Below are 24,745 nucleotides of genomic sequence, written 5' to 3'. Positions count from 1 at the left end.
CGCGCTCGTCAGCCCCCTTCCGGCACGAAACGCTCGACCGGCCCGCTGGACTGCGTGTGCACGGTCAGGTTCAGGCCCGGCACGATGCTGGGCACGTCGGCGGTGATCACCACGCGTACGGTGTTCGGCGCCGGCTGGTCGATCACCACGTCCGGCCGCAGCACCAACTGGGGCCCCAGCTGTTGGATGTAGCCGCGAGCGGTGGCGTCGGCCTTGCCCCGCCAGGCGCTCGGGCTGGCGTCCGCCGTGGCCCGCGCCTCGCGCGCGCCGGCCTGGGCGGCGGCCTGCGCCACCTGGTCCGCGAAGGAGTACAGGGCGAACTGCACCGCCGCGAAGATCATGAAGAACAGCAGCGGTGTGAGGAAGACGAACTCGATCGCGGTCATGCCGCAGTCGCCGCGGGCGGAGGCGGCCTCCGTCCTGCGGCGTACGGCACCGCGCAGCCGGTGGGCGCAGCGGATCACGGCATCGGTCACGGGGAAGAGGCTGCTACTTCTTGCAGGTGCCGGACTGGTTGGCGCCCGCGATGCACTCGCCGACCTTCGTCGCCCCGGTGTCGAGCGCCTTGCTGATGATCGCCGCGACGACTCCGACGATCGCCACGACGACGGCGGAGATGATCACCCATTCGACGGCGGAGGCGCCGCGGTCGAGCTCGCCGGAACGGGCGCGCTGCACACGGCCCTGCAGGAATGTGACCAGGAAGTCCACAGCCGGGTGGCTGGCACGGATTCCGTTCATGGTGGGGGGAGTCCTCTCGGGGAGTCGGTACGGATGGAAGCGGAAGGCTCAGGCGCCCTGGAAGACGCGCAGCGCCGCCGGGAAGATCAGGAAGACCAGGAAGCCGGCACAGAGCAGGAGTTGGGCGACCAGCATCGACTGCGACTTCTCGCCGGCGCTGCCCTCGATCTCGGCCATCTCCCGGTGCCGCATGGTCTCGGCCCGGGAGGCCAGGGAGTCCCGTACCTTCGCGCCGTCGTCCGCCACGAGGCCGAGCGCGCTCGCCAGGTCCTTGAGCTCCTCCACGCCCAGCTCTTCGCCGAGTGCGCCGAGCGCCTGCCACTGGCTGGTGCCGGTGATCCGGGCGTCCCCCAGGGTGTTGCGGATGCGGCGCAGCGCCCAGCCGTCGCTGATCTCGGCGGCGGCCATGAGTGCCTCGGGCAGGCCGCGGCCGCCGGCCAGGTTCATCGAGACGAGGTCGAGATAGGCGCCGATGACGCGCCTCAGGTCCCGGCGCTTGTTTGCCGCGTCCCGTCGTACCTCCAGGTCCGGGAGGAAGAAGAAGACGGCCGCGCAGCCCAGCGCCATCCAGACCGGGATGACCGGTCCGCTGCCGAGCTTCAGCGTCCAGACGATCGCGAAGAGGAAGGGGCCGAAGAAGAGGCCCGCCGCACCCAGGAGGATCTTCGTCGCCAGGAAGTGCTCCCAGCTGCGCTCCAGAACGGCCAGGTCGGCGCGCAGCGAGCGCAGTTCCCAGCCCTGCTGCCGGTAGAGGTCCGCGATACGGACGCCGACGCGGGCCCTGAGGGTGTCGAGCCGCCCGGAGTCCTCGTGCTTCGGGGCCGCGCGACCGGGGGACCCGTACAGCACCCCGCGCGCCCGCATCGCGTCGATCCGGGCCACGGTGGCGACCGCGCCGGGCTTCGAGGGCACCAGGGCCCGCACGAGCGCGTAGACGCCGAGACCGAGGATCGCCCCGATCACGACCGGAAGGGTGAGGTTCACCTCGGACCGACCTCCTCACGTTCGGACGGGGGCTTCGCGAAACGGACGGGCTGCTCGTCGCGGACCAGGAAGCGTTCGGGCGTCTCGATGGTGGACAGCTTGCGCAGCCACCAGAAGCCCAGCGCGAACAGGCCGCACACGCAGGCCAGGACGGCCTGGCCCACCGGCGTGCTGTACGGGGAGACGAACTCGCGGTTGAAGATGGACAGGCCCAGGACGAAGGCGACGCTGACGCCGACGACGATCTGCACGCTGCGGCGGGTGCTGGAGCGCTGCGCCATCACGCGCTGGCGCATGTCGACCTCCTCGCGGGCGGACTTGGCCAGCGCGCCGAGCACCTGCCGCAGACCCGGGCCGCGCAGCCGCGCGTTCAGGATGAGCGCGGCCACGATGATGTCGGCGGACGCGTCGTCGATCTCGTCGGCGAGGTGCTGGAGGGCGTCCGGCAGCGGCATACGGGCACGCAGCCGGTCGACCAGCGTCTCCAGGTGGGGCCGCAGGGCGGGGGCCGCGGCGCGGGCCGACGCCGGGATGGCCTGTTCCAGGCCGACCGCTCCGGCGATGGTGTCGCGCAGCGCCTCGGTCCAGGCCGCCAGGGCCTCGACGCGGCGCATGGCGGCCCGCTCCTCGGCGGCGCCGCCGAAGAGGCGGTCCCAGAAGAAGACGAGGACGCCGGTGGCGATGCCGGCCACCGCCCAGCGGGTCAGCAGCAGGATGACGAGGGCCATGCCGACCGCGAGGGAACCGCGGCGGCCGGCGAACCTGGCCAGCTCGGCGAGACGCTCCCGCGAATTGGCCTTCTCGTGTTCCGCTTTGACCGGCAGTCCGCGCAGGGCGGCCGTGAGCAGGGCGATCCCGCCGCCGACCACCAGGCCGCACACCAGCGCGTACAGGACGGGCAGCGAGAAGAGGCCTCCCATGGAGGTGATGCCGTTCATGTCCGCCTCACCCCCAGGATCCGCTGGGTCGGTAGCCGAAGGGAATGAGGTCCTCGATGCAGGAGATCGGGGCGTGGGGTACGACGCGGCCGTCGGAGGTCTCCGCGAAGACCTCGCTGGAGAGCACCCGGCCGTCCACGCCGTTCACCTCGCGTACGGAGGTCACCACGCGGCGGAGCCTGCCGCCGCTGTGGTAGGCGTTGCGGCGCTCCACGAAGACCACGAAGTTGATGGCACCGGCCACCAGCATCTGGCTGGCCTCGATGGGCAGCCGTTCGGCGGCCTGCAGCGCGTAGGTGGAGATACGGCTGAAGACCTCGCTGGAGCTGTTGGCGTGGATGGTGGAGAGGGAGCCGTCGTTGCCCTGCGACATGGCGTTGAGCATGGTGACGATCTCGTCGCCGAGCACCTCGCCGACGATGACCCGGGAGGGGTTCATGCGCAGCGAGCGGCGCACGAGCTCCGACATCATGATGGCGCCCTGCCCCTCGGAGTTGGGCAGCCGCTCCTCGAAGGCCACGACGTTGGGGTGCAGTTCCGGGAACTGGTCGAGGCCCAGCTCCAGGGCCCGCTCCACCGTGATCAGCCGCTCCGTCGGAGGTATCTCGTTGGCGAGGGAGCGCAGCAGCGTCGTCTTGCCGGCGTTGGTGGCGCCCGCGATCATGATGTTCTTGCGGGCACGGACCGCGCAGGACAGGAAGTGGGCCAGCTCCGGCGTGAGGGTGCCGTTGCCGACGAGGTCCGATATGAAGACCTTGCCCATGCGGGCGCGCCGGATGGAGAGCGAGGGGCGCCGGGTCACGTCCATGACCGCCGACAGGCGGGAGCCGTCGGGCAGCCGCAGGTCGAGCTGGGGGTTGGCGGAGTCGAAGGGGCGCGAGGAGAGGCCGGAGTACGCGCCGAGGACCTGGATCAGCTCCACGAGCTCCTCGTCGGTCTCGGCCACCGGGTCGCCGCGGACCTCCCTGCCGTCGGCGTATCCGACGAAGACCTGGTCGCAGCCGTTGATGTCGATGTTCTCGACCTCGGCGTCGTCAAGCAGCGGCTGCAGCCTGCCGACGCCGAACAGCGCGGCGTGCACGGCGGCCGCGAACTGCTCCTCGGTCTCCGCGTCGAAGGGGGTGCGGCCCGCGTTGATCTCACCGCGGGCGTGGTCCTCCAGGATCTGGGCGATGACGGCGCGGGCGTACTGCCGCTCGTCCTCACCGGACATCTGGGGCAGGCCCGACAGCTGGTCCAGGCGGCGCTGCTCGGCGATGCGGTCGCCCGCCTCCTGCCGGAACCGCTTGACGAGCTGGTGGTCGACGACGCTCATCGCACCGCACCCGGGCCGTGGCCGGCGGCAGGACCGGCGGCCGCGGCCCACGCGGCGCCGTACTGCTGGTTCAGGTCGAAGGAGACCTGCCGGGCGGAGCGGATCAGGAGGGACTTGTCCAGCCGGCCCCGGCGGCGCCCGGCCAACTGCTCGGCGCCCTGCGGGTCGTGGGCCAGGGTGCCCAGGACGCGCACACCCGAATGCGAGGCGACGAGCATGTCGTTGACCTGGTTGGCGACCCGACCCGACTCCTTGGGGTCGGTGATCAGCAGCACGCCCAGCAGCGGGGTGGCCAGCTGGGCCGCGCCGCGCTGGGCGCCGTGCAGCCGGCCGGAGAGGGCCAGGGCCCTGTCCCGTACGCGGGCGATGCTCTCGGGCTGCGTACGGGCGATGAGCAGGACGAGGCTCGCCTGGGCGAACAGCTCCAGCGCGGGGCCGTCGCCACCGATGCGCCCGCAGTCGGCGATGACGTCGGCGGGTGCGTGCGGGGACTCGCCGAGCGCGGCGAAGGCCCGGCCGAGCAGGGACCACTGGCCGACCAGGCCGGCGGACTGCTCGGACGAACCGAGGCCGACGAGCACGTCGAGGCCTCCGGACATCGTCTGCGCGTGGTCCCACAGCTGGTCGGGGGCGAGGCCGCGCCGCGCGGTGGCGGCGATCGAGAGCATGCCGGTGTTGGGGTTGAGCGGACCGCCGTGGCTGGCCGAGCTGCGGTATACGAGATCCCCGCCCGCCGGGTCGGTCTCCGCGAGCAGTGTGCGGCGCGGCCAGACGGCCGAGAGCGCGACGGCCGCGGTCGTTACGCCGGGTGACCCTTTGTCAGCGGCCAGTGCGATGAGCGCCATGTTGTCTGCTTCCTTGCGCCCGTGAATCAGCCGGACGTCGACGGGATCAGCACGAGGGCGACCAGGCCGGCCGCGGCTGCCTGGGTCAGTGGCCCGATCTCGCTGGTGTTGACCATGACGGTGACGGGGAGGTTGCCGCTGCGGATGGTGTCGGCCTCGCCGACGATGACGTCGTTGACCTTGGCATCCCGTACGAGCAGGGCCTCGGTGGCGGCGGAGCCGTTGCCCGCCGGCTTGGCGGTCTCGGTACCGACGCGGTAGGCGGCGACGTGGTCGCCGACCTTGAGCCCGGCCGGGTACTGGCCCTCCTTGAGGGAGAGGCCGACGTAGGCCTTGCCCTCGGGCAGGCCCTTGCCCTCGGAGAACATCTCGCCGATCGCGATGGTGCCCGCCACGAGGTTGTTCTTGGCCTGGAGCTTCTTCAGGCTGTGCCGCCGCTCCCACCGCACGTAGTGCACGGCCGCGTCGTCGGCCACCATCACGGGAGTCATGGTGGCATCGCTCACGGACTTGCCCGCCGGTAGGTCGGCCGACAGCCGGACGACCTCGATCCGCTCACCGGCCCGCAGGACGAGCACCGTGGCTCCGAGGGCGCCGACGAGGATGAGCAGGACCGCCAGTGCGGCGAGGGCGGGCTTGCGCTCCCGCCCGGTCGAGGGCAGCCGCTCGCCAACGCCCTGAGCGGACCCCGAACTCCTGTGGCCGGCCGCGCCCGAACGTTCCTGGACCTTCACTCCAACGCTCCCCCGTGCACTGCGACAGACAAAACCGGTCATTCGCGAGCAGAACCCGAGTTGCTGTCGACTTGACCGAACCGTAGAAAAAGCAAGGTGATCGCACGGTAGCAGTAGCACATAAGCACCTCAAGGCGAGTCCGCCGCCATGGGGCTCCACCGGCCGGAAATGAGTACGCGTACTCAGACGACGCCCTCTCCCGCCGGGGACAATGGGCCGACGACCGCCCCGCCCCCGAGCCGTAGGAGTCCCGATGGACGCGCCGTCACCTCACGCCCTGCGGCCACGCGTCCGCCCCCACGGGGCCTGGTACGCGGCGCCGGCGGCGCTGCTGCTCGCCGCCCTCACCCTCGCGGGCTTCGGGGTGGCGGCCGGCCTCCTGCTCACCGCGGGCAAGCACTTCGTGTGCGACGCCACCACCGAGTGCGCGCAGACCCCGTACGAGCCGGGCTACCAGGCTCCCGCCTGGCCGCACATGCCCTTCGTGGCCGCGGCTGTGTGCGCGGGCGTGGCCGCCATCACCTTCACGGCCGTCCTCGTGGCCCGGCGGCGGAGCCGCTGAGGGGGGCGGAGGCGCTGACCGGGGGCGTGGGGTGTCGGGCTGAAGAGTCGGGCCGACGTTGCGGACTGACGGGCCGGGCTCTCAGGCGGCTGACGTTGCGGGGCGGCCGGCGGGGGTGTGCGGCTGATCCGCTGGCTGAGGCGCATCGACCTGATCTGCTGTCGGCTGATGTGCCCGCTTCTGTCCGCTGACCGGTCCGCGATGCGGTCGCATTCGCCCTGGCGAAACCAACGCCCGCGCGGGTAGCTTCGAACAGCTTCAGACGACCCTCGTCCCACCAGGAGCCGCCCAGTGAACCGCCGTACCTCGCCCGTAGCAGTCGCCGCCGCGGCGACCGCCGCCCTGCTCCTGACCGCATGCGGCGGAGGGAACGGCAAGACCGACGAAAAGATCGCGGGCTCGGAGCAGAGCGCCACCGCGCCCGCCTCCCCGAGCGCGAGCCCGTCGGACACGGCGGGTCGGCCGAAGGTCACACTGCCCGCGGACTTCAAGAACGAGTTCGAGGGCTGGACGACGGGAGACCCCCTCAAGGACGCCGTCCTCGCGGACATCGGCAACGCCGTCAACTCCGTCGACGCGGCCATCGCGAGTGACGAGGCCGAATCGCCCGCCGTCCCCTTCTACCACAAGGGTGATGCGCTGATCGGGGCCTCGACCTGGATCGCGAAGCTCAAGAACGACGGCCTGACGCCCACCGGGACCACGCGCTACTTCAAGCCGCGGATCGAGATGTTCGACGACAAGTCGGCCGGCGTCGTCTACTGCTCCGACGAGGGCAAGGCCTTCGCCAAGGAGCGCAAGACGGGCAAGGTGCTCACCACCCCCGTCACGGACAACTCGTACGTCACCTTCAACGCCCGGCTGGACAAGAACGAGAAGGGCGTCTGGCAGACCACGAAGCTCACTTCGAAGCGGGGGGACAAGACGTGCACACCGTAAGACTTCCCATGCGCTGGCTCACCGTGGGAACGACGGCCACCGCGCTCGCGCTGATACCCGCCGCCGCGACGGCGGACATTCCGCCGACCGACTCCCGGGGCGGCGAGACCACGGCGGGCAGGCAGGGTCAGACCCTGTACTCCAACGTCACCTACAGCCCTGCCGCCGCCGGCAACGACAACAGCGGCGGCAGCGGATCGGCGAAACGGTTCACTGCGGCCGGCAACTGGACGCCACCGGCGTGCTGGTACGAGCCCCGCACGGCCGCCGAGTTCAAGGCCCACGTCGAGGACATGTACACCTCCACCGTCAACTACCCGGGCCAGCACAGTTACGCCAAGTCCGCGGTGGGTCAGTACCGGGACATCTACAAAGACGGCAAGTACAAGAACTACAACCTCGACAAGGCCGACCAGGGTGCCTTCTGGGTCGCCGTCCGCGACAAGAACCGCGAGAACGAACCAGGGGCCTCCGCCTGCAGCGATCTGCCCGAGTGGGTGGAGAACGGCACACCGCCGCCGTTCCGGCAGGCCGTCACACCCGAGATCCTCGCCCAGTCCGCCTACAGCCGGATCTCCATACCGGACTCCGAGGTCACGCTCGCGCCCGCCGCCAACACCAAGGTGAACCTGCCCACGTGGGCCTGGCTCGACCGGAGCGTCTTCAAGCCCGTCAGCGTCACCGCCACGCTCAGCGCGGGCGGCACCACCCTCTCGGCGACCGTCACCGCGACCGCGCAGTCGATGCGGTTGAAGCCGGGTACCCAGGACGCCACGCTCCACCCCGGCTCCGGGGAATGCGCCCTCAACCCCGGCGGGGGTATCGGCACCCCGTTCACGGCGGGATCGGAGAATCAGACCCCGCCCTGCGGCGTCACCTACCTCCGCTCCTCCGGAGGCGGCACCTACCCGCTCCAGGCCACCGTCACCTGGACGGTCTCCTGGACCGGCACCAACAACCCGCAGGCGAAGGAGCTGCCCCCGGGCACCTTCGACGGCGAGCCCCAGAACATCACCGTCCAGGAGATCCAGGCCGTCAACCGCTGAGCGGCCGCGGGCGCTCCGAAAACGCCCCAGCCGCCCATGCGACGGGCAGCTGGGGCACAGTCCTCCCGGGTACGGGGGTCAGCCGAGCTCCGAGCCCTCCGGCAGGAGGTCGGCGATCATCTGCCACAGCTCCTTGGCGTCGGTGCGCCGGATCCGCAGCGGGCTCTCCAGGCTGACCTCACCCTCGCGTACGGGCTCCACCGGCAGCTCGCGGACCCAGTACCCCTCCATCCCGCAGTCCCAGACCGCCAACCCCGTGAAGGTCGGCTCCGGGTTCTCGACGTGCGCGTTCTTCCACGCCACCGTCATCCGCCACATGCAGTTCAGCTGCGCGAGCACCTCGACCAGACGCGCCGGGGCGCCCGTCTCCCGTACGACCGCCTCGGTGTCCACCTCGCCCTGGCCGGCCTCCATGCGCACCATCAGCGCATCCAGTTCGCCGGTGGTCGAAGTGATCACCTCGGTGAGGTCCGCGCCGTCCAGGATGTCGGCGTGCAGATCGACACTGCGGCCGAGCGCGGGCACCAGCAGCGGAGCCTCTACGGGGACGTACTCGGACTCGCTCTCGCCGGGCCAGCCCTCGTGCACGAAGACGAAGTCGTTACCGATCACCGCACCGCTCTCCAAGACGCCCTGGGGGCCGGTGATCTCCGTACGCACGATGACGCGCGGCGCCAACAGCGTTGAAACGAGCGGGTACAGGTCGCCGCTGATGGCCCCGTCCTCACCGACGATCCCGGCGGCCTGGAGCTCGGCGTGCGCGGCACCGAGCTCGGCGGGCACCGCGTCCTCCTCCACGAGCAGTCCGAGCACGCTGATGTGGGGGTCGGCAAGCCGCAGACGGCGGCGGGCAGCGTCAAGCGAAGGCATGTCAGATTCCTTTTGGGCTAAGTCGGTTCGGTGCTCAGAAGTCGGGCAGATCCGCCCGGCTCAGCATGCGGCCGGGAAGGGAATACAAGGCGCCGCAGAAGGTGAGATTGCGGGTGTACATACTCTGCAAGGCGATCGCCAGAGCGACGTCGACATTGTCGATATTCCCCTCCGCCACGCCGGAGATCGTCCGGGGGTGTCTCCACTCCGAACGGGTCGTGGTGACGCTGGCGCCGTCACGCATGAGCGCGTGCTCACGCTTGCTTGCGAGCACCTGGTAGCGGTATTCACGCCCACAAATGCTGATACGGAGGGCACGTCCCCGCCGCGTCACGGCCAGGCGCCGTCGCTTGAACACCGCTTCCCACTCGTTGACGGTCAACTTCATCATGGCCATCCGCAAGTACCAGCGGAAGCCGACTCCGGCAAAGGTGACAGAGGGGAACCGCTCCCCCCAGGCCGCGGAGAGCAGGGTGCTGTGGTCGCTGTCGACAATCTTGACCGGAAACTTCAACTCGATCTGCCCAAAGCCGGGCACGTCTCCCGACCATGCGTGAGTCGTGACGCGTTCGATATACCCCTCGGCCGGCCCTCGGTAGGTAAGTTCGAAAGGAATGCGGTGCATTCGGCTCCCCTTGGTCGAATGGATTCAGTTTACCGCCCGGTCTCCTGGCGACTCCGAGGGGAGTACGGGAGGCTACGGCCCGCGATATCGGCGCGGTAGTCCCGCCCGTCGATCCCGGCGCGCGGTGTGTTAATTCGGTACGGCACGCATCAGTCGAATGGGTTGTATTTGCTCACGAGATTCTTGGCGCCGTCGACCAGCTTGCCCGCACCCTTCTTGATGGCCCCGCCGGCCTTGCCGGCCGCGTCCGCCACCTTGCCCGGCCACTGCTTGACCGTGTCCCAGTTGTCCCATACCGCCAGTCCTCCGTAGACCAGTCCGGTGACCGCGACCGCACCGATCGTGATGGGGTTGGGCGCCACCATGGCGGCCGTCAGCGAGGCGTTGAACGCCACGCCCGAGACGTCCTTCGCATAGCCGACCTTGTCCCTCTTGAAGGCCTCGACCGGGTTGCCCTTCTGGTACAGCTCGAAGGCCCCCACACCGGTGGCCGCGACACTGCCCACGATGCCGGCTCCTCGCCAGAACCCGGCCGTCTTCAGCGTGGCTCCGGCGCCCGCGGCGAATCGCGACAGGGCCCCGCCGCCCATCGCTCCCTGCAGCCGCGCCGCCGGGCCCCCCACCTTGAGGAGATTCGCTTCCCAGGCCCACCTTTTGCCGACGAGCGCGGCGTACTTGTCGTTCCCGGCCAGGAAGTTGAGCAAGGGGGGCGGGATCATTCGGCCGACCCTGCCGCCGTATCGGGCCAGTGTCATGGTGCCCGTGGAACCCTGCCCGCGCAGCATCTGCGCAAGGAAGGTTCCTGGCGCCTTCAGGGCCTTGTGGTCCTTGCCCCAGTACTTCTTGAGATCCCAGATCGCTTTGCCGCCCTTGAACAGGGCGGCCGGAGCCGTCGAGATGAAGTCGACCAGGTCGTAGTAGTCGGCGACGACCTCGCCCATGTTCTTGTCACCGGTGATCTTGGCGACGGCGTCGCTCTTCATCCGGTTCTGCCACTCGGTGTACGTCTCGCCCTTTTGACGCTTCACCCAGTCGAACTTGCCGTTGTCGGCCAAGGAGGCCGCGCCCGCCAGGATCGCCAGCTGCGGGTTCATCGCCAGCAGCGCCGCATCCTCGGCCGAGAAGCCGGCCCACAGGAACCCGCCCGTCGGGTCCCCGTTCTCCGCTCTCAGGATGCCGGCGCGCCTGCGCAAGTCCGGTGCGGTTTCGCTGATCCAGCTCTGGACCGGCCTCAGGGGGCCGAGCTTCGCCGTGACGCCGAGTGTCGAGGCGCGTGTGAACGCCTCCTCGATCTCGTCCCGCGATCCGCCCTTGCCGTCCAGCAGCTTCGCGAGCTGTTCGAGATCCTTCGGATTGGCCTTTCTCATCGCTCACTCCCCCGTGCGAACATCCGTGCAGTCCTACAAACTGCGCAGCATATACGGCACGTTGGCGGGCCCGACAAGGCACCTCGGCATCTCGTCGCATCAGCGAAGCGGTGCAACGCTCCCGGTGAAGGTCAGCCCGCGGCTGGAGGCGTACAGGCGTCCGCGCCCGACCCCTTCCTTGGAGATCCGGGCGGACCTGTCGTCACTGTCCGTCGCTTCCGTGGCCACGCGCCAGCCGCGCCGCGCCAAGTACTGCGTACTGTCACGCAGCAGCGCGTCGTTGGACGCCGTCTCCTCCGGGTCCCACCCCGCGATGCGGGCGGAGCCGCCCTCGAACTCGTCGTCCGGGTACACGGCGCGGGGCGCGGCCGCCTTGATCGCGGCACGGATCTCGGCGGACAGGGCCTCCGCCGCCGGGACTTCCTCCGTGAAACCGTCGTCGGGCGCGCCGCTCACGCCTCGCCCTCCAGCACACCGGCGAACGAGACCGCGGGCGGCTCCACGGCGAAGGATCCGCTGCCGAGGCCGGGCAGGACCGCGTACACCGCGGGCCCGGCGGAAGGAACCGAGTCGTCCGGCTCCTGTACGGTCCAGCCCGCCGTGCCCAGTACCTCGGACAGGGCGGCCGTGATCTCCTCCGCCGACCGGGTCTCCGACTCCTCGAAGGCGGTGACCGCGACGGACCCGGGCCCCAGGGGCGAGGGCGGGCTCACCAGCGTGGCGTCGCCGCCGAGGACCCCCTTGAGGACCGCCCCGGCCTCCTTCCCCAGCCGCTTGCGGTCCTTGACCCGTCCGTTGTCCTGCGCCATCCCAGTTCCCTCCGGTCCGTGTGGATTCCCTGCGCGTACCCCCCGCCTCGACCCTATAGACCGATGAACTTGCCCACGCCCTCCACGATGTTCTTGCCCTTGTCCAGGGCCTTGCCACCGTGCTCGACCGTGGACCGCGCGATGTCGCCGCCCTTGTCCACGAGCGTGTTCTTCGCGTCGTTCAGGCCGCCGGCGATGTCGGGGACCTTGTCGTAGATCTTGTCCTTCGCACCGTCCGCGATCTTCCAGATGTCGCCGACGTTCTCCCCGGCGTTCCACGGCCGGATGAGGGTGTCGCCGAGCTCCAGGCCGACCCTCCCGCCGTCCTTGAACAGCCCGCCCGTCAGTTCCGCCGTGTCGTTGTAGATCCGTGCGCCGTCCTTGCCGAGCTCCGTGCCCAGCTCCCTGACGTGCCCGCCGACCTCCCTGGCCCCCTGGTCCAGCACGCCACCGAGCTGGTTCACGTTGTTCGCGATCCGGTCGACCTCCAGCGCCTTCACGACCGGCCAGGTGAGCGCGTGCAGGGTGCCCTGCGCGGCGACCTGCGCCGACCTGCCCGCCGCGGCGGCGACGAAGTCGGGGGCGCCCTTGTCCTTGACCGCCTTGTACGTCTCCTTGTACGCCAGGTTGCCCGCGAGGCCGTTGATCTTCCCGAACAGCTGGTCCGGCGGGACCCGGTCCAGCATGTTGTGCTTGCCCAGCACGGTGTGGACCTCCACCAGCAGGTCCTTCACCCCGGTCCGCCCCGCGAAGTGGGCCTGCACGGCCGCGTCGAGCTCCCCGCCCATCTTGACCACCACGTCGGGCGGAACCTTCGCGTGCAGGAACCCGACCATCTCCCGCGCCTCGGCCGCGCCGATCTGCTCGTCGTCCAGGGTGGTGCTGGTCCGGGTCAGGGGCTGCGCGTCGCCGCCGTAGAAGATCCGGTGCATGTTGTCCAGCGATCCGGTCTTGGCGTCGTAGTACTGGGAATGGCCGCTCGCGCCGTCCGTTCCGAGACGGGTGATGTCCTTGAAGTCCGCCGGGTCCTTGCCGTGTCCCTGCGTGTACGAGACCCAGTCGCCGGGCGCCCGCATCGCGAAGAACTTGGTGTTCGGCATCTTGAAGTCGGCGACGGAGTTGATGTTGGGCCCGAGACCCGGACTGCCCATGAAGGTGACCTTGTCGACATTGGTCAGGCCCGCCTGCAACGCCTTGCTCGTGACCAGGGTCCCGTAGCTGTGGGCGAATATGTCCAGCCCGGCATTCGGTTTCAGGTTGACGGATATGCCCTGCCGGAACGCGTTCAGGGCCGCCCCGCCCGTGAACGCCTTGGCCGGGTCCACGGAGTCGCCCAGCTCCGGCGTGTCGTAGCCAAGCCAACTGACCACGGCCGAATCCGGTCGCTCGTTGCCATTGGCGTCGGCGACCAGCTCGTAGCCGCCCTTCGTGAAACCGTTGAAGTTGTCGAGCCGGTTGGTGATTCCCGGCACCCTGAAGGCGACGTTGTCCGCGGATTCCAGATCCCCGACGACCTCGGCGATCCGGCCGTCCGGGAAGGGAGAGGACTTGGCATCGGCGGTGGAACCGAAATGGGGGTCGAAGACCAGGAACTGCCGGGCAACCTCGACTTTCATGTCCTGACCCGTCTTCGGGTCCTGGTAGGACTTGATGCGGGGAGTCAGGAAGCTCCGCAGTGTCTCGACGCGCTCCTTGGTGCGCTTGTACGCGGCATCGGTGGGCTTGAGCGTCGCCAGGTAGGCGGCTTCCTTCGTGTACTGCGACTGGATCGTGATCCTATTCGCCGCGAACCGGACGTTGACGGGGACGCCGTCCAGATTGCCGACCAGAAGCGGATCCGTGGCGGCGAGCGCCGCCTGCTGGGCCGGGGTCAGCTTGGCGAAATAGTCCTTGACCGCTTGTGCGCGCTGCTGCGGGGTGCCGTTCTTCTGGGCTTCGAGGATGGCCTTCAAGTCGGTCTGGAGCTTCTTTCCCGCCCCCGGGTCACCGGCCACACCGGGAGGCAGACCAAAGGCCGCGAGCGAGGCGAAGGGCGATTCCGAAGGGGACTTGAGGATGTTCGCGCGGCGCCGGAGGTCCTTCGCCGTGTCACCCAGCCAGCTCGCGATCGCAGGCAGTCCAGCGACGTGGCCCGCGACATCCAGTGCCGACGCCCTGCTCCTCAGTTGGGGAATCGCGTTGGCTTTGCTCTCCAGCGATTTCGCCAGTCGTTCGAGCATCTCTGGATCCGCGAAAACCATGGCCATAGTTGCGTATCGTAGTACTGCAAACTCTTCGATGACCAGCGAGTCAGCCAACGGAGCACAGATACGGGGGATTTGGCATGGGCGCTACGGATGCAGCCGATTTGCGAAAGCTGGCCGACGATCTCAGGGCACTGCTCAACGAGCCCATCGAGATCGCGGCGGACCGGCACGCCAAGGCGGGCGAGCAATGGCAGGGCCCCAACGCGACGCACGTCCGCGGGGAGCTCGCCACTCGGAAGACGCGCCTGGGAACGATGGCCGGCGAGCTGGACAAGGAAGCCGCCAAGCAGAAGGACAAGGGCACCGGAAGTCAGCCCGACTGAATGACCACGCGGTTCCGGTGAGCCGCGGCACGCCGGCCCTCCCCCTCTCCTTCAGCCCTTCTGCCAGTCGGGATTGCGCAGGCAGTCGGTCACGACATTGGCGTAGAGCTTGGGAATGGCCTCACCCGACGTCGTCTTGAAGTGGTACGCCGAGACGAGCACCGTCCCCGCACCGGGCTTCTTCACGTGCTTGAGCACTCCGCCCGGGTGCCCGGCCAGACCGTTGTCTCCCCGCTGCTCCACCTGCCATCCACCCTGGCTTGTGAGCTGACTCACCACCGCGTTCGTCAGCTCCTCGGGTGAGCGCTGATCCGAGGCCGGCCCGGTCAGTGAGATGACGTGCGAGGACACGATTTTGCTGGCGTCCTTGCCGTCCAGGTAGTCCGGGCCTCCGCACTCGGTGTTTCCGTTCCCGCCCTCCTGGGGCTCGATGCCCGGCATCGCAGGCTGCATCGCCGCCCGAACGCCCGGGAGCATGGCGTCCATCGCCTCCTGGTACGTCGGCCCGGTCGCGTCACCCTTTTCCGGCCCCGACTCGGACCCGGAACCGGGCAGCATGGAGCACCCGGAGAGCGCCGCCGCTACGAGGACGGCGTACGAGATCTTTCGAATGGTTCCGGTACGCAACTGTTCGTCACCGCCTTGGTTCCGTCGGTCACCGACACCCGGTGGAGGCGGTGCGGGGCCGCCAGCGTGGTCCCTACGAGGTCAGCATAGTCACGGATGCGTGTTCGGAAGGGGGATCCTTTTCGCCTAAGGTTGCGATAGCGTCCGTTGATGCGAACGGAACGTCCGTCGTTCACAGTTACACGGGGAGGGCCGCCATGGATCGTGGCGCAGATATCAAGCAGCTCAGGGAACTGGCCAAGCTGTTCAGCCGCCGGGCCGGCGACCTGCAGACGCTGATCAGTGACCTCAACTCGTCGACCTCCGGTAGCACCGGCTACTGGAAGGGTCCGAAGTCGGACCAGTTCCGCCAGGAGTGGGAGACCGCTCGCGGGACGTTCTCCAAGTGGGTCGACACCCTCAACGACGCCAGCAAGTCGGCGTCCACCAGCGCGGACAACATCGAGCGCGCGACCTGATCCGCTCTGCGGACCGGGGTCACCTACAGCGGCGGGGCGTCCACCTTCTTCAGGTGCACGCCCCGCGGTCGTAGGTCACTTCTTCTTGTCCTGCAGGTCCTTGGCCGCATCGGCGCTCGTCTGGGCCTCTTCGCGGAGCGACTTCGCGACCGTGCCGCACGTGGTGCGCCAGGTGTTCAACTTGCCGCGCACGTCGGTGGCGTTCGGGCCTTCCCAGGTCTTCATCTCGCCCGTACTGAAGGTGCGCGGCGCGTCCATCATCTTTTCGATGTGGTCGGCGAGGGCCCTCAGGGCCCCAGCTCGCTGGTTGAGTTCTTTGATGTCCGGGTTACCCATGGCAGCCTCCCCCGCTGTCGTGAAACAACCGTCCCAGCATATCGACGGGGCCGGGTGGTCCAGTCGCCTCCGCCATCCCCCACGGCTGCCGCTGTGGCCCTCATGCCATCATCGGATGAGCCTACGACCTAGCTGTAGCAAACGTTACGGAAGTTGAACATGAACGCGCGAACCAGGGTCGGCCTCGCCACCCTCGCCGCCTCGCTCTCCTTGACGGTGACCGCTTGCGGCGGCAGCTCGAAGCCGCCGGCGGACAAGACGATCCCCGGCGTCGACAGCGGATCGCCCTCCGCTTCGGCCCCGGCCACCTCCTCGAATCCGGCCGACGCCAACCGCCCGAAGATCACGCTGCCCGCGGACGTGAAGAACGTCTTCGAGGGCGGCCAGACCGGCGACCCGAAGAAGGACGAGGTCCTCGCCGACGATGCCCGGCGGGTCGACGCCGTCAGCGACGCCATCCTGAAGGGAGACCCGAACGCGCCCGCGCTGCGGGTCTACGAGAAGGATCAGGTCCTCGTGGACACCGGCCAGTGGGTCCGGAGCTTCGTAGACGCCGGAATGAGCTTCACCGGTACGACGCGCTACTTCAACCGTCGCGTGAACCTCGTCGACGAGAAGACCGCCACGCTCGTCTACTGCGCGGACGAGACCAAGGCCGTGAACACGGACCGCAAGACGGGCAAGCCGCACAAGGACCAGTCCCAGGGCAAGGACCACTTCGTGCTCTACAACTACCGACTGGTCAAGAACGAGAACGGCGTCTGGCAGAGCGTGGTCGGCTTCTCGGAGCGAGGAGCCGCCTCGTGCACCCGATGACCGGACGCAGGAGCGCGGCCGCCACCGTCGGTCTGACCGCGACACTCCTTCTGACAGCGATGCCCTCCCCCTCATACGCGGCCGGACCCGGAGGGTCCAAGGGCGGCACCGGAAGCGGCGGCAAGAGCGGTCAGAACATCACGGCCACCACCAAGATCCAGGTCAGCACCCCGGGCAGTTCCGGTTCCACCAAGACCGGGACGCTGAGCTCCGAGGACAGCAACTGGACTCCCCCGGCGTGCTGGTACGAGCCGGCCTTCTCCCCCAAGGAGATCGAGTCCACGGTCAAGGCCATCGACGGCCTGCCGATCTTCGGTGACGTATTCGCCACGATGCTCAACGGGTACTACAAGGACGGCACGCCCTACAAGGACTACAACCTGGACAAGCAGGGCAAGGGCATGTTCTGGGCGTCCGTGGTGAACCCCAAGCGCAAGGACGACCCCGAGGCCACCTCCTGCGACAAGCTGCCGTTCTGGGTGGACAACGGCGCCACCCCGAGTGAGCCGCTCGCCGTCAGCCCGCAGGTCCTCGCCGAGTACGCGTACGACGAGCTGCGGCTGCCCGACACCACGATCACCATGAAGCCCGGCGACAAGTCCACGGTGAACCTGCCCACGTGGACCTGGCTCGACAAGTCGACGTTCAAGCCCGTCTCCGTGACGGCGAGCATCCCGAACTCCGGCCTGTGGGCGACCACCACCGCGCGTCCGGTGTCCCTCAAACTCGATCCCGGCACGGCTGACGCCCGACTCCACCCCGCCGGCGGGGTCTGCGCCATCGCCCCGGACGGCAGCATCGGAGCCCCGTTCAGCCCGGACAAGGCCAACCAGGACCCGCCGTGCGGCGTCACCTACCTCCGCTCCACCAGCGGTACGGGCCCGCACAAGCTCAAGGCCACGGTGACCTGGGAGGTCTCGTGGACCAGCAGCACTGGTGGGGGCGGCAAGCTCCCCAACGGGACCTTCGGCACCTCCCAGGACGTGACGGTCCAGGAGATCCAGGCCGTCAACCGGTAGTCGCCCGCCGGCCGCCCCAGACCAACGGAGAGAGAGCGCGTGTACGTCGAAAAGCTTCCGAGGACCTGGTCCGCCATCTGCCTGGGCCTCTATCTGGCCGGCGTCATCGCCATGGGCGTCGACTCGATCCCGGAGGACACCGGGTCGTGGCTGGCCGTCTCGGCCCTCTTCCTGCTGTTCCTGCTGCCCTGCCTCGGCGTGCCGATCTCGAAGCGGATCTACAACCGCATCCGCATCGACCCGGCGCAGGGCATCCTGCGCGTCGGCCGGGAGCGGTTCCCCCTCGCCGCCATCCACCCCGGTTCCGTCCAGGTGGCCCTCCAGCAGGCGGTGCCGGGGATGGCCACGCGCTATGCCGCGTCGGCGTCGAACATCGACGGCATTCCCGGCCTGCGGGAAACGCAGTGGAACGCACCGCGGCTCGTCGGGGGCGGCTGGGCCGTCCCGATGGGCATGGACACGGTGGTGCTCACCACCCGCGAGGGCAAGGGCCTCACCATCGCCACCCACGACCGGACGGCCTTCCTGACCGCCCTGGCCAGGGCCACCGGCGTCGCCTACTGAGCCGCGCCGCTGATCGGTGTACGGACGGACGGACGGGCGGACGGGCGGAGGCGACCCATCCGTCTACTGATCCGCCCCCTCCGCCACCTTCCGGCTCCCGTCGCGCAGCACCGCCAGCGCGAAGCCCAGCCGCCGGTCGAGCCGGTCGACTGGAGGCAGGTCCACACGTTCGTCGTGGGAACGGTGGAGCGGCCGCTCGTCCTCAACGTCCGCCCCTCCGCCCGCCCGTCCACCGCATCCGCGTGCGGTTCCGCGCGGAACCCGGGAGCGCCGGACCCCGGCGGTCAGCCGCGCATCACGCCCTGGACCGGCATGAAGGAGCCGCCCGAGGCGAGGAGGGCGCTGCCGGCTGAGCCGCCGCCCGTGTTCGACGGGAGGCGGATGCCGAAGAGTTCGCCGTCCTGGGTGCTCTGCGGGGTCAGCAGCATGCCGTTGCGCGACTTGCGCGCCGCGACCACGAAGCCGCGGTACTGCGAGCCGAGGGCGTCCGTCGTGCCGGCCGTCAGGAGGCCGAGGCCGCCGTCCGCGCCCTTGCGCAGCAGGGCTTCCAGCGCCTCGTCCAGCCGGGTGTCGTAGAGCAGTTCGGCGTCGTCGGCGACCACCACGTACGGGCGCCCCTCCGCCTGCTCCGTCAGGTCGCTCAGGTCGTCCTCGCGGCTCTCCGCGTTCAGGACGCCCAGGACCCCCGGGTGTCCCTCCAGGTCCCGCAGCGGCGAGCGCCGCGGGGTGATGAGCACCAGCGGGGTGCCCGCCGCCAGGAGGGATTCCGCCGCGCACACCAGGGCCGTCGAGCGGCCGGACTTCGGGGGCCCGGCGATCACGAAGCCGGGGCCGGCCTCCTCCAGGTCGATGCCAACGGGAGCCAGTTCGTCCCCGCCGACCGCGAGCAGCGCCCACAGCGGCGACGGCGCGGTGAACTCCGGGTCGAGGGCGAGCGCCTCCTGCGCGGTGATCCGCGCGGGCAGGGCGTCGACCCGCATCGGGCGGCGGCGCGTCGGGATCCGGCCGTACCGGGCCTGCACCTCCTCGGTGATCTCCCGCAGCCTGCGCACCTGGGCCTGGCCGGAGGGGTCCGGGTCGAGCAGGGCCATCTGTGTCTCGTCGATGCCGGTGTCGGTGATGCGCAGCGCGCGCCCCGGGCCCATGTTCTTCGGGACCTCGCGGGGGTGGATGCCGGCGACGGCGTAGTCGTTGGGGTCGGCGAAGCGCAGGATCAGCCGGTCCACGAAGGCGGAGGCGACCATGCCGCTGAGGCCGCTGCGGTCGGCCGTCATGACCACCTTGAGGCCCACCGCCGAACCTTCGCGCAAGATCCGCTGGACCATCTCGATCAGCTGGCCGTAGTTGTAGGCCTCGAAGGAGGAGACGAAGCCCTCCCAGCTGTCCAGCAGCAGGACCATCCACGGAAGGCGGTCCTCCGGAGCGGCGGCCGCCCGCTGTTCGGCCGCGCTCGACGCGCCCTCCATGGCGAGCAGCTGCTGGCGCCTGCTGATCTCCGTCAGCAGCCGGTCGATGAGCCGCCGCACCCGGTCCGGTTCGTCGCGGTTGACGACCGCGCCGACGTGCGGCAGCCGTACGAGGGGCAGCAGGGCGTTGGAGCCGCAGTCGATGCCGTACACGTGGACGTCGCCGGGGTCGCTGCCGCGCGCCAGCGCGCCGGCCAGGGTGCGCAGGGCCGTGGACCGCCCCGAACGGGCACCGCCGGCCAGCATCGTGTGCTCGCCGCCCACCAGGTCGAGTGCGAAGGCGGCGCGGCTCTGCCGCGCCGGCAGGTCGGTGAGCGCGTACCCGATCGGCGGCACGTCGCCGTGCGCCGCGCTCTCGGCCGGTGCGGGCGGCAGGTCCTCCAGCGTGACGTGCTGGGGCAGCGGTTCCAGCCACGGGCTGCGCGGCGGCGGAAAGCCCATGGCGTCCGAGCCCGCCCGGACGGCGTCGACGAGCACGGCGAGGTCGGTGACCATCGTGCCGTCGTCGTCCGCGCCGGCCGCGCGGGGCAGCGGGCGGCTGTACGAGGCCCAGGTGAGCGGGATCAGCTCCGCCTTGGGGCCGCTGTTCCCGGTGGCCGGGCGCCGGCCACCGATGCGGGCGGACTGCACGCCCACGAGGGACTGCGCGCCGGAGCGGACGAAGGCGCGGCCCGGGGTGGACTTGGCGATGGCGCCGGCGTCCGGGGCGTCGATGACGTCCTGGGATTCGGTGCCGTCGGTCACGCGCAGGGCGATGCGCAGGTTGGTGTTGGCCCGGATGTCGGCGCTGACGACACCGGCCGGGCGCTGCGTCGCGAGGATCAGGTGCACGCCGAGCGAGCGGCCGCGGCGGGCGATGTCGACCAGGCCGGCGATGAAGTCGGGCAGCTCGGCGACCAGCGAGGCGAACTCGTCGATGACGAGGACCAGGCGGGGCATCGGCTCCAGTTCGGGGCGGAGCTTGCGGGTGTCGTTGTAGTCCTCGATGTCCTTGGTGCCCGCGTTGAACAGGATCGTCTCGCGGTGGTGGAGTTCGGCGGCCAGGGAGGCCAGGGCCCGTTCGGTCAGGTGCGCGTCGAGGTCGCTGACCATGCCGACGGTGTGCGGCAGGCGGGCGCAGTCCATGAAGGCGCTGCCGCCCTTGTAGTCGATGAGGACGAAGTTGAGGGCGTCGGGCCGGTTGGCGACGGCCAGCGAAGCGATGATCGTCTGGAGCAGCTCGGACTTGCCCGCGCCCGTCGTACCGGCGACGAGGGCGTGCGGCCCGTCCCGCCGGATGTCCAGGACGAAGGGTCCGTCGGCGGCGACACCGATCGGCGCGGCGGTGGTCGAGCCTCCCGCGCGCCAGATCTTCTCGATGTCGGAGCCGGTCGGGTCGGGCATGCCCAGCAGGTTCAGCAGCCGGGCCGCGGTGGGCAGGGCGCCGCCCGCGTCGTCGCGGCTCACGTCGCGCACCGGCGCGAGGGAGCGGGCGAGCAGCTCGCACCACTCGGGCCCGACCTGGTCGGCCAGCACCTCGCCGACGGCCTCCAGCCCGCTGCCGTGCAGCCGCACCCGGGTCGGCGACTCGAAGCTCCACGCGACGACCGCCGAGCACTCCTCCGGGAGCACCCGCTCGTCCTCGTCCACGCAGAGCGCGAAGATCCCGTACTCGGGCCCCTCCTGGAGCAGCTGCGGCACTCCGGGGACCCGGCGCAGGAGCCGCGCCCCGTCGAGCACCAGCAGGACGAAGGGGTCCGGGGCCATGCCGCCGCTCAGGGAGCTGTGCTCCTCGCGGGCGGCCTTGCGCCGGGCGAGCTCGTTGAGGAGCTCGGTCACGCGCCGGGTGATGGCCTCGGAGTCGGAGCCGACGAGGGCTACGCAGTCCTGTCCGAGCTGGGGGGAGGTGTGCGGAAGCCAGTGGGCCCACGCCCAGTCGGCGCCCGCCTCGCGCTGGGAGGACAGCACGACGAGGGAGAGGTCGCGGGGGCTGTGCAGCACGGCGGCCTGTACGGCGAGCCAGCGCGCGGTGGCCAGGGCGCGGGCGCGGTCTCCCGCGACGCCGACGACGCGCAGTTCGGCGAAGGACAGGCTGACCGGTACGTCGGCCAGCAGCGGGAGTTCCGGCTTGTCCTCGGCGTATCCGCCGCGGGCCATGGCGAGTTCGATGTCGGCCGGGAGGGATCCGACACCGACCCGCAGCTGGAGCGCGTCCACGTCGGTGATCCTGCGCTCCCACAGGCGGCGGCGCGGGCCGGTGGCGAACAGCAGGATTTCGGCGGGGTCGGGGCTGTCGGCGCGCCGGTAGACCTGGTCCTGCTTGCCGAGCCGGTCGAGCTCGGCCTCGTAGGCGGCGACGTCCTTCTTGTACTGCTTGATGGAGGTCTTGTTCTTCTTCTTGCCCTCGCGGTTGTCACTGATCCACTGCCCGAACATCATCAGCGGGGTCATCGCGCAGAAGAGCAGCATGTAGATCTGCTTGGTGACGGCGAACATCACCAGACCGAAGATCATCGGCGTGAAGGCCGCGATCATCTGGAAGCGGGCCCGTTCGGACTTGGACGGCATGACCGGGACGACGACCCGGGGCCGGGGCCGCAGCGGCGACAGCCGGGGCGGGCGGTTGTAGGCGAGGCCGCCTTCGCCGGTGGCCGACAGGTGGGCGTCCGGCTGGGCGACGTGGTCGAGCACGAACAGCGAGTCCCCGGCGCGCAGGAAGGTGCCGAGCGGCCAGGGCGCCTCGCCCTTTACTTCCTCCCCGTCGAGCAGGACGGCCGGTTCCTCCGGTGCCTGGAGGGTGGCGTTCCCCTTGACGTCGATGGTCACGCGTGCGGCGACGGGCGCCAGCGCGGGGTCCGCGACCGGCAGCGTGCAGGTGGGGGCGGAGCCGATGGTCGCCGTGCCGACGCCGAGGCGGACCACCCTGCCGGAGGCCGGACCGGCCGATACCCGCAGCTCGTAGCGGCCGACGGGCTCGCCCGCGCGCAGCAGCGGGCCGATCGCGTCGTCCACGGAGACCCGCATTCCGTCGCGCAGGATCCCCGCGGCCGGCGCGCCCGGCGCGCACCGCTGGCCGTCCGCCCACAGGGTCGGCCCGGCGGACGGCTGCCCCGCGGGGCCGCCGTGCAGCGGTACGACGACCTCGCGGGCGCGGCCCGGCGGCAGGCCGGGGTGAGCGGCTCCGAAGGCCGACGCCACCGCCTGCGCCACGTCCTGAGCCGTCGCCGACTCGTCGGCGTCGACCACGACGTCCTGCGGGGGTATCCCCCCTTGTACGACCGTCACCAGGACCCGCATGACCCGTCCCCTTATCGTCGGCGCGCAGCGCGCCGCCCACCCGCTCGGTGTTCGCTGATCAACCGAGGCTAGTGGCTGGGCAGGCACACCGGTACAGCCGCCCCCGGGTCGCGGCCGCGGCTATTGCCCCGCGCATTCCCCCGGGGGCCCGGCGAGGGTTAGCCGAGGGGCTGCCCAGGGTTAGCCGGGGGTTATGGGATGGCGAAAGCGGCGGGAATACCCGGAAACGGCATATCGACCCGTTCCGGGCTTTGGGCTCACCGCCGCCCGCACCTCGGTGATCCGGACGGCCATTCCGTCAGTGGTCCGGGACGGCCGCGCGCAGGAGTTCCACGGTGACGTCTGCGGGGTATCCCGTCGTCGGTCCCGTGCGGCGCGCGAATTCCCGTACGCCCGCCAACTGCTCGGGCCCGAAGCGGAAATCGAGCGTCGTGAAGTAACGCTCCAGCAGCTCGGCGTCGAAGGCCTCCCAGCGGGCCGCCTGCTCGGCCACCTTGGCGACCTCCTCCAGGGACACGTCGCGGGAGGCGAGGAAGGCCTCGTGGACCTTCTGTACGACGCCGGGCTCGCGGGCGAGGTAGTCCTTGCGGGCGGCCCAGACGGCGAAGACGAACGGCAGCCCGGTCCACTCCTTCCACATCAGCCCGAGGTCGTGCACGGTCAGGCCGAGGCGGGGGGCGTCGTGCAGGGAGGCGCGCAGCGCGGCGTCGCCGATCAGTACGGCCGCGTCTGCCTCCTGCATCATGACCCCCAGGTCAGGGGGGCAGGTGTAGTAGTCCGGCCGGACCCCGTACTGCTCGCGCAGCAGCAGCTGGGCTAGGCGTACGGAGGTACGGGAGGTGGAGCCGAGGGCGACGCGGGCGCCGTCGAGCCGGTCCAGGGGCACCTTGGAGACGATCACGCAGGACATCACGGGGCCGTCGCAGCCGACCGCGAGGTCGGGGAAGGCGACGAGCTGATCGGCGTTGCGGAGGAACTCCACGAGGGTGATCGGGGCGATGTCCAGCTCCCCGGCCACGAGGCTCTCGCTGAGCTTCTCGGGGGTGTCCTTGGTCAACTCCAGGTCCAGCAGCGTGCCGGTTCTGGCCAGGCCCCAGTAGAGGGGCAGGCAGTTCAGGAACTGGATGTGGCCGACGCGGGGCCGGCTGCGATTGACGTCCACATCGCGAGACTAGCCCCCGGATCCACGTCAGCCTCGGGCCGGGTCTCAAACGTCCGAGTGACGTGATCTTTGCCTCTGGTCTCGTCCCGAGGGTGCGTGCTACGCTCGTCCGCAAGTTGCAGTTTGGTTTCCCTTGCAGTACGAGGCCTGCGGAGCATGTAACCCGCAGGCTTTTGTAGTTTTCAGACTTCTTAGCAGGTTCTGGAGCAGGGCGACCCTTTGGCCCATAGGAGGGCTCATGGCTACCGGAACCGTAAAGTGGTTCAACGCTGAAAAGGGCTTCGGCTTCATCGCCCAGGACGGCGGCGGCCCGGATGTCTTCGTCCACTACTCCGCGATCAACGCCTCTGGTTTCCGCTCCCTTGAGGAGAACCAGATGGTGAACTTCGACGTCACGCAGGGTCCGAAGGGCCCGCAGGCGGAGAACGTCACCCCGGCCTAGTCGCCTGGGCCAACCACATCGCGGTTGGATAGCAGTACCCAAGGAGCCCTGTCCCCTCTGCGCGAGCAGAACGGCAGGGCTCCTGCCTTTTGCCGTTTGCCTCCCGGCGTGGGGGGCGGGGAAACGCCGCCGGCCCCGGCACCGTTGTGAGCGGGGCCGGGGCGGGGGGGGGTGGGGGGGGGGGCCGGGGGGGGGCGGGCCCGCGGCCCCCCCGCCGCCCGGCGCGGGGCCGGC

26 protein-coding genes are annotated in these 24,745 nt (G+C 70.1%); 9 read left to right on the top strand and 17 right to left on the bottom strand.

The features are described from left to right. Nucleotides 1-8: 8 nt before the first annotated feature. The 7 genes from ACWDX7_RS00130 to ACWDX7_RS00100 are packed head-to-tail and all read right to left on the bottom strand — an operon-like array spanning nucleotide 9 to nucleotide 5,557. Nucleotides 9-476, bottom strand: a complete 468-nt coding sequence (locus ACWDX7_RS00130) for a TadE family protein (protein WP_451489037.1) — start codon at nucleotides 474-476, stop codon at nucleotides 9-11. Between the two features lie 13 nt (nucleotides 477-489). Beyond that, nucleotides 490-741 (bottom strand): hypothetical protein, encoded by a 252-nt coding sequence (locus ACWDX7_RS00125; protein WP_451489038.1) that lies wholly within the window; start codon nucleotides 739-741, stop codon nucleotides 490-492. 48 nt (nucleotides 742-789) lie between these two features. Next, the gene (locus ACWDX7_RS00120; RefSeq protein WP_451489039.1) at nucleotides 790-1,725 is read right to left on the bottom strand and encodes a type II secretion system F family protein; all 936 of its coding nucleotides are present in this window, start codon (nucleotides 1,723-1,725) and stop codon (nucleotides 790-792) included. After that, a complete protein-coding gene (locus tag ACWDX7_RS00115) occupies nucleotides 1,722-2,663 on the bottom strand; it encodes a type II secretion system F family protein (RefSeq protein WP_451489040.1) in 942 nt (313 codons plus the stop codon). Before ACWDX7_RS00115 ends, ACWDX7_RS00120 begins: the two co-directional genes overlap by 4 nt. A gap of 7 nt (nucleotides 2,664-2,670) precedes the next feature. Then, nucleotides 2,671-3,978 carry a CpaF family protein gene (locus ACWDX7_RS00110; protein WP_451489041.1) on the bottom strand — a complete coding sequence of 436 codons (1,308 nt, stop codon included), beginning with the start codon at nucleotides 3,976-3,978 and terminating at the stop codon, nucleotides 2,671-2,673. After that, nucleotides 3,975-4,823, bottom strand: coding sequence for a hypothetical protein (locus tag ACWDX7_RS00105; protein WP_451489042.1), 849 nt, complete (start codon nucleotides 4,821-4,823; stop codon nucleotides 3,975-3,977). Before ACWDX7_RS00105 ends, ACWDX7_RS00110 begins: the two co-directional genes overlap by 4 nt. Before the next feature lie 26 nt (nucleotides 4,824-4,849). Beyond that, nucleotides 4,850-5,557 carry a hypothetical protein gene (locus ACWDX7_RS00100; RefSeq protein ID WP_451489043.1) on the bottom strand — a complete coding sequence of 236 codons (708 nt, stop codon included), beginning with the start codon at nucleotides 5,555-5,557 and terminating at the stop codon, nucleotides 4,850-4,852. 254 nt (nucleotides 5,558-5,811) lie between these two features. Between ACWDX7_RS00100 and ACWDX7_RS00095 the strand changes: the two genes are divergently transcribed. The 3 genes from ACWDX7_RS00095 (at nucleotide 5,812) to ACWDX7_RS00085 (ending at nucleotide 8,105) form a co-directional block, all read left to right on the top strand. Next, nucleotides 5,812-6,120, top strand: a complete 309-nt coding sequence (locus ACWDX7_RS00095; protein WP_451489044.1) for a hypothetical protein — start codon at nucleotides 5,812-5,814, stop codon at nucleotides 6,118-6,120. Between the two features lie 291 nt (nucleotides 6,121-6,411). Beyond that, nucleotides 6,412-7,059 (top strand): hypothetical protein, encoded by a 648-nt coding sequence (locus tag ACWDX7_RS00090; protein WP_451489045.1) that lies wholly within the window; start codon nucleotides 6,412-6,414, stop codon nucleotides 7,057-7,059. 8 nt (nucleotides 7,060-7,067) lie between these two features. After that, complete coding sequence (locus ACWDX7_RS00085) at nucleotides 7,068-8,105, top strand: hypothetical protein (protein WP_451489046.1); 1,038 nt, start codon at nucleotides 7,068-7,070, stop codon at nucleotides 8,103-8,105. Nucleotides 8,106-8,183: 78 nt separating this feature from the next. Here the strand turns inward: ACWDX7_RS00085 and ACWDX7_RS00080 are convergent, their stop codons facing one another. The 6 genes from ACWDX7_RS00080 to ACWDX7_RS00055 form a co-directional block, all read right to left on the bottom strand. Next, the gene (locus ACWDX7_RS00080; RefSeq protein ID WP_451489047.1) at nucleotides 8,184-8,975 is read right to left on the bottom strand and encodes a hypothetical protein; all 792 of its coding nucleotides are present in this window, start codon (nucleotides 8,973-8,975) and stop codon (nucleotides 8,184-8,186) included. A gap of 34 nt (nucleotides 8,976-9,009) precedes the next feature. Next, a complete protein-coding gene (locus ACWDX7_RS00075) occupies nucleotides 9,010-9,600 on the bottom strand; it encodes a hypothetical protein (protein WP_451489048.1) in 591 nt (196 codons plus the stop codon). Nucleotides 9,601-9,749: 149 nt separating this feature from the next. Next, a complete protein-coding gene (locus ACWDX7_RS00070; protein ID WP_451489049.1) occupies nucleotides 9,750-10,967 on the bottom strand; it encodes a mucin-2 in 1,218 nt (405 codons plus the stop codon). 99 nt (nucleotides 10,968-11,066) lie between these two features. After that, complete coding sequence (locus ACWDX7_RS00065; RefSeq protein ID WP_451489050.1) at nucleotides 11,067-11,423, bottom strand: hypothetical protein; 357 nt, start codon at nucleotides 11,421-11,423, stop codon at nucleotides 11,067-11,069. Beyond that, on the bottom strand, nucleotides 11,420-11,776 hold the full coding sequence (locus ACWDX7_RS00060; protein WP_451489051.1) for a hypothetical protein: 357 nt from the start codon (nucleotides 11,774-11,776) through the stop codon (nucleotides 11,420-11,422). The genes ACWDX7_RS00065 and ACWDX7_RS00060 overlap by 4 nt, the downstream gene beginning before the upstream one ends. A 53-nt stretch (nucleotides 11,777-11,829) precedes the next feature. Continuing rightward, the gene (locus ACWDX7_RS00055) at nucleotides 11,830-14,022 is read right to left on the bottom strand and encodes an alpha/beta hydrolase (RefSeq protein ID WP_451489052.1); all 2,193 of its coding nucleotides are present in this window, start codon (nucleotides 14,020-14,022) and stop codon (nucleotides 11,830-11,832) included. A 77-nt stretch (nucleotides 14,023-14,099) separates the two neighbouring features. Here ACWDX7_RS00055 and ACWDX7_RS00050 point away from each other — a divergent pair, with 77 nt between their 5' ends. Then, on the top strand, nucleotides 14,100-14,345 hold the full coding sequence (locus ACWDX7_RS00050; RefSeq protein WP_451489053.1) for a hypothetical protein: 246 nt from the start codon (nucleotides 14,100-14,102) through the stop codon (nucleotides 14,343-14,345). Nucleotides 14,346-14,396: 51 nt separating this feature from the next. Here ACWDX7_RS00050 and ACWDX7_RS00045 read toward each other — a convergent pair whose 3' ends face one another. Then, nucleotides 14,397-14,972: a hypothetical protein gene (locus tag ACWDX7_RS00045; RefSeq protein ID WP_451489054.1), complete on the bottom strand. Its 576-nt coding sequence runs from the start codon at nucleotides 14,970-14,972 to the stop codon at nucleotides 14,397-14,399. Nucleotides 14,973-15,169: 197 nt separating this feature from the next. On the opposite strand from ACWDX7_RS00045, the gene ACWDX7_RS00040 reads away from it, so the two are divergent. Continuing rightward, nucleotides 15,170-15,430, top strand: coding sequence for a WXG100 family type VII secretion target (locus tag ACWDX7_RS00040; protein WP_451489055.1), 261 nt, complete (start codon nucleotides 15,170-15,172; stop codon nucleotides 15,428-15,430). A gap of 75 nt (nucleotides 15,431-15,505) precedes the next feature. Here the strand turns inward: ACWDX7_RS00040 and ACWDX7_RS00035 are convergent, their stop codons facing one another. After that, nucleotides 15,506-15,766 carry a hypothetical protein gene (locus ACWDX7_RS00035; protein ID WP_451489056.1) on the bottom strand — a complete coding sequence of 87 codons (261 nt, stop codon included), beginning with the start codon at nucleotides 15,764-15,766 and terminating at the stop codon, nucleotides 15,506-15,508. Nucleotides 15,767-15,925: 159 nt separating this feature from the next. On the opposite strand from ACWDX7_RS00035, the gene ACWDX7_RS00030 reads away from it, so the two are divergent. Genes ACWDX7_RS00030 through ACWDX7_RS00020 form a run of 3 tightly spaced genes read left to right on the top strand, consistent with a single transcriptional unit; the run spans nucleotide 15,926 to nucleotide 18,165 of the window. Further along, nucleotides 15,926-16,582, top strand: coding sequence for a hypothetical protein (locus ACWDX7_RS00030; RefSeq protein WP_451489057.1), 657 nt, complete (start codon nucleotides 15,926-15,928; stop codon nucleotides 16,580-16,582). 59 nt (nucleotides 16,583-16,641) lie between these two features. After that, nucleotides 16,642-17,601 (top strand): hypothetical protein, encoded by a 960-nt coding sequence (locus ACWDX7_RS00025; RefSeq protein ID WP_451489058.1) that lies wholly within the window; start codon nucleotides 16,642-16,644, stop codon nucleotides 17,599-17,601. Nucleotides 17,602-17,640: 39 nt separating this feature from the next. Continuing rightward, the gene (locus tag ACWDX7_RS00020; protein WP_451489059.1) at nucleotides 17,641-18,165 is read left to right on the top strand and encodes a hypothetical protein; all 525 of its coding nucleotides are present in this window, start codon (nucleotides 17,641-17,643) and stop codon (nucleotides 18,163-18,165) included. 284 nt (nucleotides 18,166-18,449) lie between these two features. On the opposite strand, the gene ACWDX7_RS00015 is transcribed toward ACWDX7_RS00020, so the two are convergent. Further along, nucleotides 18,450-22,907 carry an FtsK/SpoIIIE domain-containing protein gene (locus tag ACWDX7_RS00015; RefSeq protein ID WP_451489060.1) on the bottom strand — a complete coding sequence of 1,486 codons (4,458 nt, stop codon included), beginning with the start codon at nucleotides 22,905-22,907 and terminating at the stop codon, nucleotides 18,450-18,452. A 298-nt stretch (nucleotides 22,908-23,205) separates the two neighbouring features. Further along, nucleotides 23,206-24,069 carry a menaquinone biosynthetic enzyme MqnA/MqnD family protein gene (locus tag ACWDX7_RS00010; RefSeq protein WP_451489061.1) on the bottom strand — a complete coding sequence of 288 codons (864 nt, stop codon included), beginning with the start codon at nucleotides 24,067-24,069 and terminating at the stop codon, nucleotides 23,206-23,208. Between the two features lie 238 nt (nucleotides 24,070-24,307). Here ACWDX7_RS00010 and ACWDX7_RS00005 point away from each other — a divergent pair, with 238 nt between their 5' ends. Continuing rightward, nucleotides 24,308-24,511, top strand: a complete 204-nt coding sequence (locus ACWDX7_RS00005) for a cold-shock protein (protein WP_030162033.1) — start codon at nucleotides 24,308-24,310, stop codon at nucleotides 24,509-24,511. Nucleotides 24,512-24,745: the final 234 nt, after the last annotated feature.

It is taken from the genome of Streptomyces sp. NPDC003034 (assembly GCF_053591375.1).
The sequence above is the reverse complement of the archived record's forward strand: the minus strand, read 5'-3'. Positions and strand labels throughout refer to the sequence as shown.

Excerpts from the sequence above, each read along its gene's own strand:
- ACWDX7_RS00125 (WP_451489038.1), bottom strand. The coding sequence starts at position 741 with ATGAACGGAATCCGTGCCAGCCACCCGGCTGTGGACTTCCTGGTCACA.
- ACWDX7_RS00115 (WP_451489040.1), bottom strand. The coding sequence starts at position 2,663 with ATGAACGGCATCACCTCCATGGGAGGCCTCTTCTCGCTGCCCGTCCTG.
- ACWDX7_RS00110 (WP_451489041.1), bottom strand. The coding sequence starts at position 3,978 with ATGAGCGTCGTCGACCACCAGCTCGTCAAGCGGTTCCGGCAGGAGGCG.
- ACWDX7_RS00105 (WP_451489042.1), bottom strand. The coding sequence starts at position 4,823 with ATGGCGCTCATCGCACTGGCCGCTGACAAAGGGTCACCCGGCGTAACG.
- ACWDX7_RS00095 (WP_451489044.1), top strand. The coding sequence starts at position 5,812 with ATGGACGCGCCGTCACCTCACGCCCTGCGGCCACGCGTCCGCCCCCAC.
- ACWDX7_RS00085 (WP_451489046.1), top strand. The coding sequence starts at position 7,068 with ATGCGCTGGCTCACCGTGGGAACGACGGCCACCGCGCTCGCGCTGATA.
- ACWDX7_RS00080 (WP_451489047.1), bottom strand. The coding sequence starts at position 8,975 with ATGCCTTCGCTTGACGCTGCCCGCCGCCGTCTGCGGCTTGCCGACCCC.
- ACWDX7_RS00075 (WP_451489048.1), bottom strand. The coding sequence starts at position 9,600 with ATGCACCGCATTCCTTTCGAACTTACCTACCGAGGGCCGGCCGAGGGG.
- ACWDX7_RS00070 (WP_451489049.1), bottom strand. The coding sequence starts at position 10,967 with ATGAGAAAGGCCAATCCGAAGGATCTCGAACAGCTCGCGAAGCTGCTG.
- ACWDX7_RS00060 (WP_451489051.1), bottom strand. The coding sequence starts at position 11,776 with ATGGCGCAGGACAACGGACGGGTCAAGGACCGCAAGCGGCTGGGGAAG.
- ACWDX7_RS00055 (WP_451489052.1), bottom strand. The coding sequence starts at position 14,022 with ATGGCCATGGTTTTCGCGGATCCAGAGATGCTCGAACGACTGGCGAAA.
- ACWDX7_RS00050 (WP_451489053.1), top strand. The coding sequence starts at position 14,100 with ATGGGCGCTACGGATGCAGCCGATTTGCGAAAGCTGGCCGACGATCTC.
- ACWDX7_RS00040 (WP_451489055.1), top strand. The coding sequence starts at position 15,170 with ATGGATCGTGGCGCAGATATCAAGCAGCTCAGGGAACTGGCCAAGCTG.
- ACWDX7_RS00035 (WP_451489056.1), bottom strand. The coding sequence starts at position 15,766 with ATGGGTAACCCGGACATCAAAGAACTCAACCAGCGAGCTGGGGCCCTG.
- ACWDX7_RS00030 (WP_451489057.1), top strand. The coding sequence starts at position 15,926 with ATGAACGCGCGAACCAGGGTCGGCCTCGCCACCCTCGCCGCCTCGCTC.
- ACWDX7_RS00025 (WP_451489058.1), top strand. The coding sequence starts at position 16,642 with ATGCCCTCCCCCTCATACGCGGCCGGACCCGGAGGGTCCAAGGGCGGC.
- ACWDX7_RS00015 (WP_451489060.1), bottom strand. The coding sequence starts at position 22,907 with ATGCGGGTCCTGGTGACGGTCGTACAAGGGGGGATACCCCCGCAGGAC.
- ACWDX7_RS00005 (WP_030162033.1), top strand. The coding sequence starts at position 24,308 with ATGGCTACCGGAACCGTAAAGTGGTTCAACGCTGAAAAGGGCTTCGGC.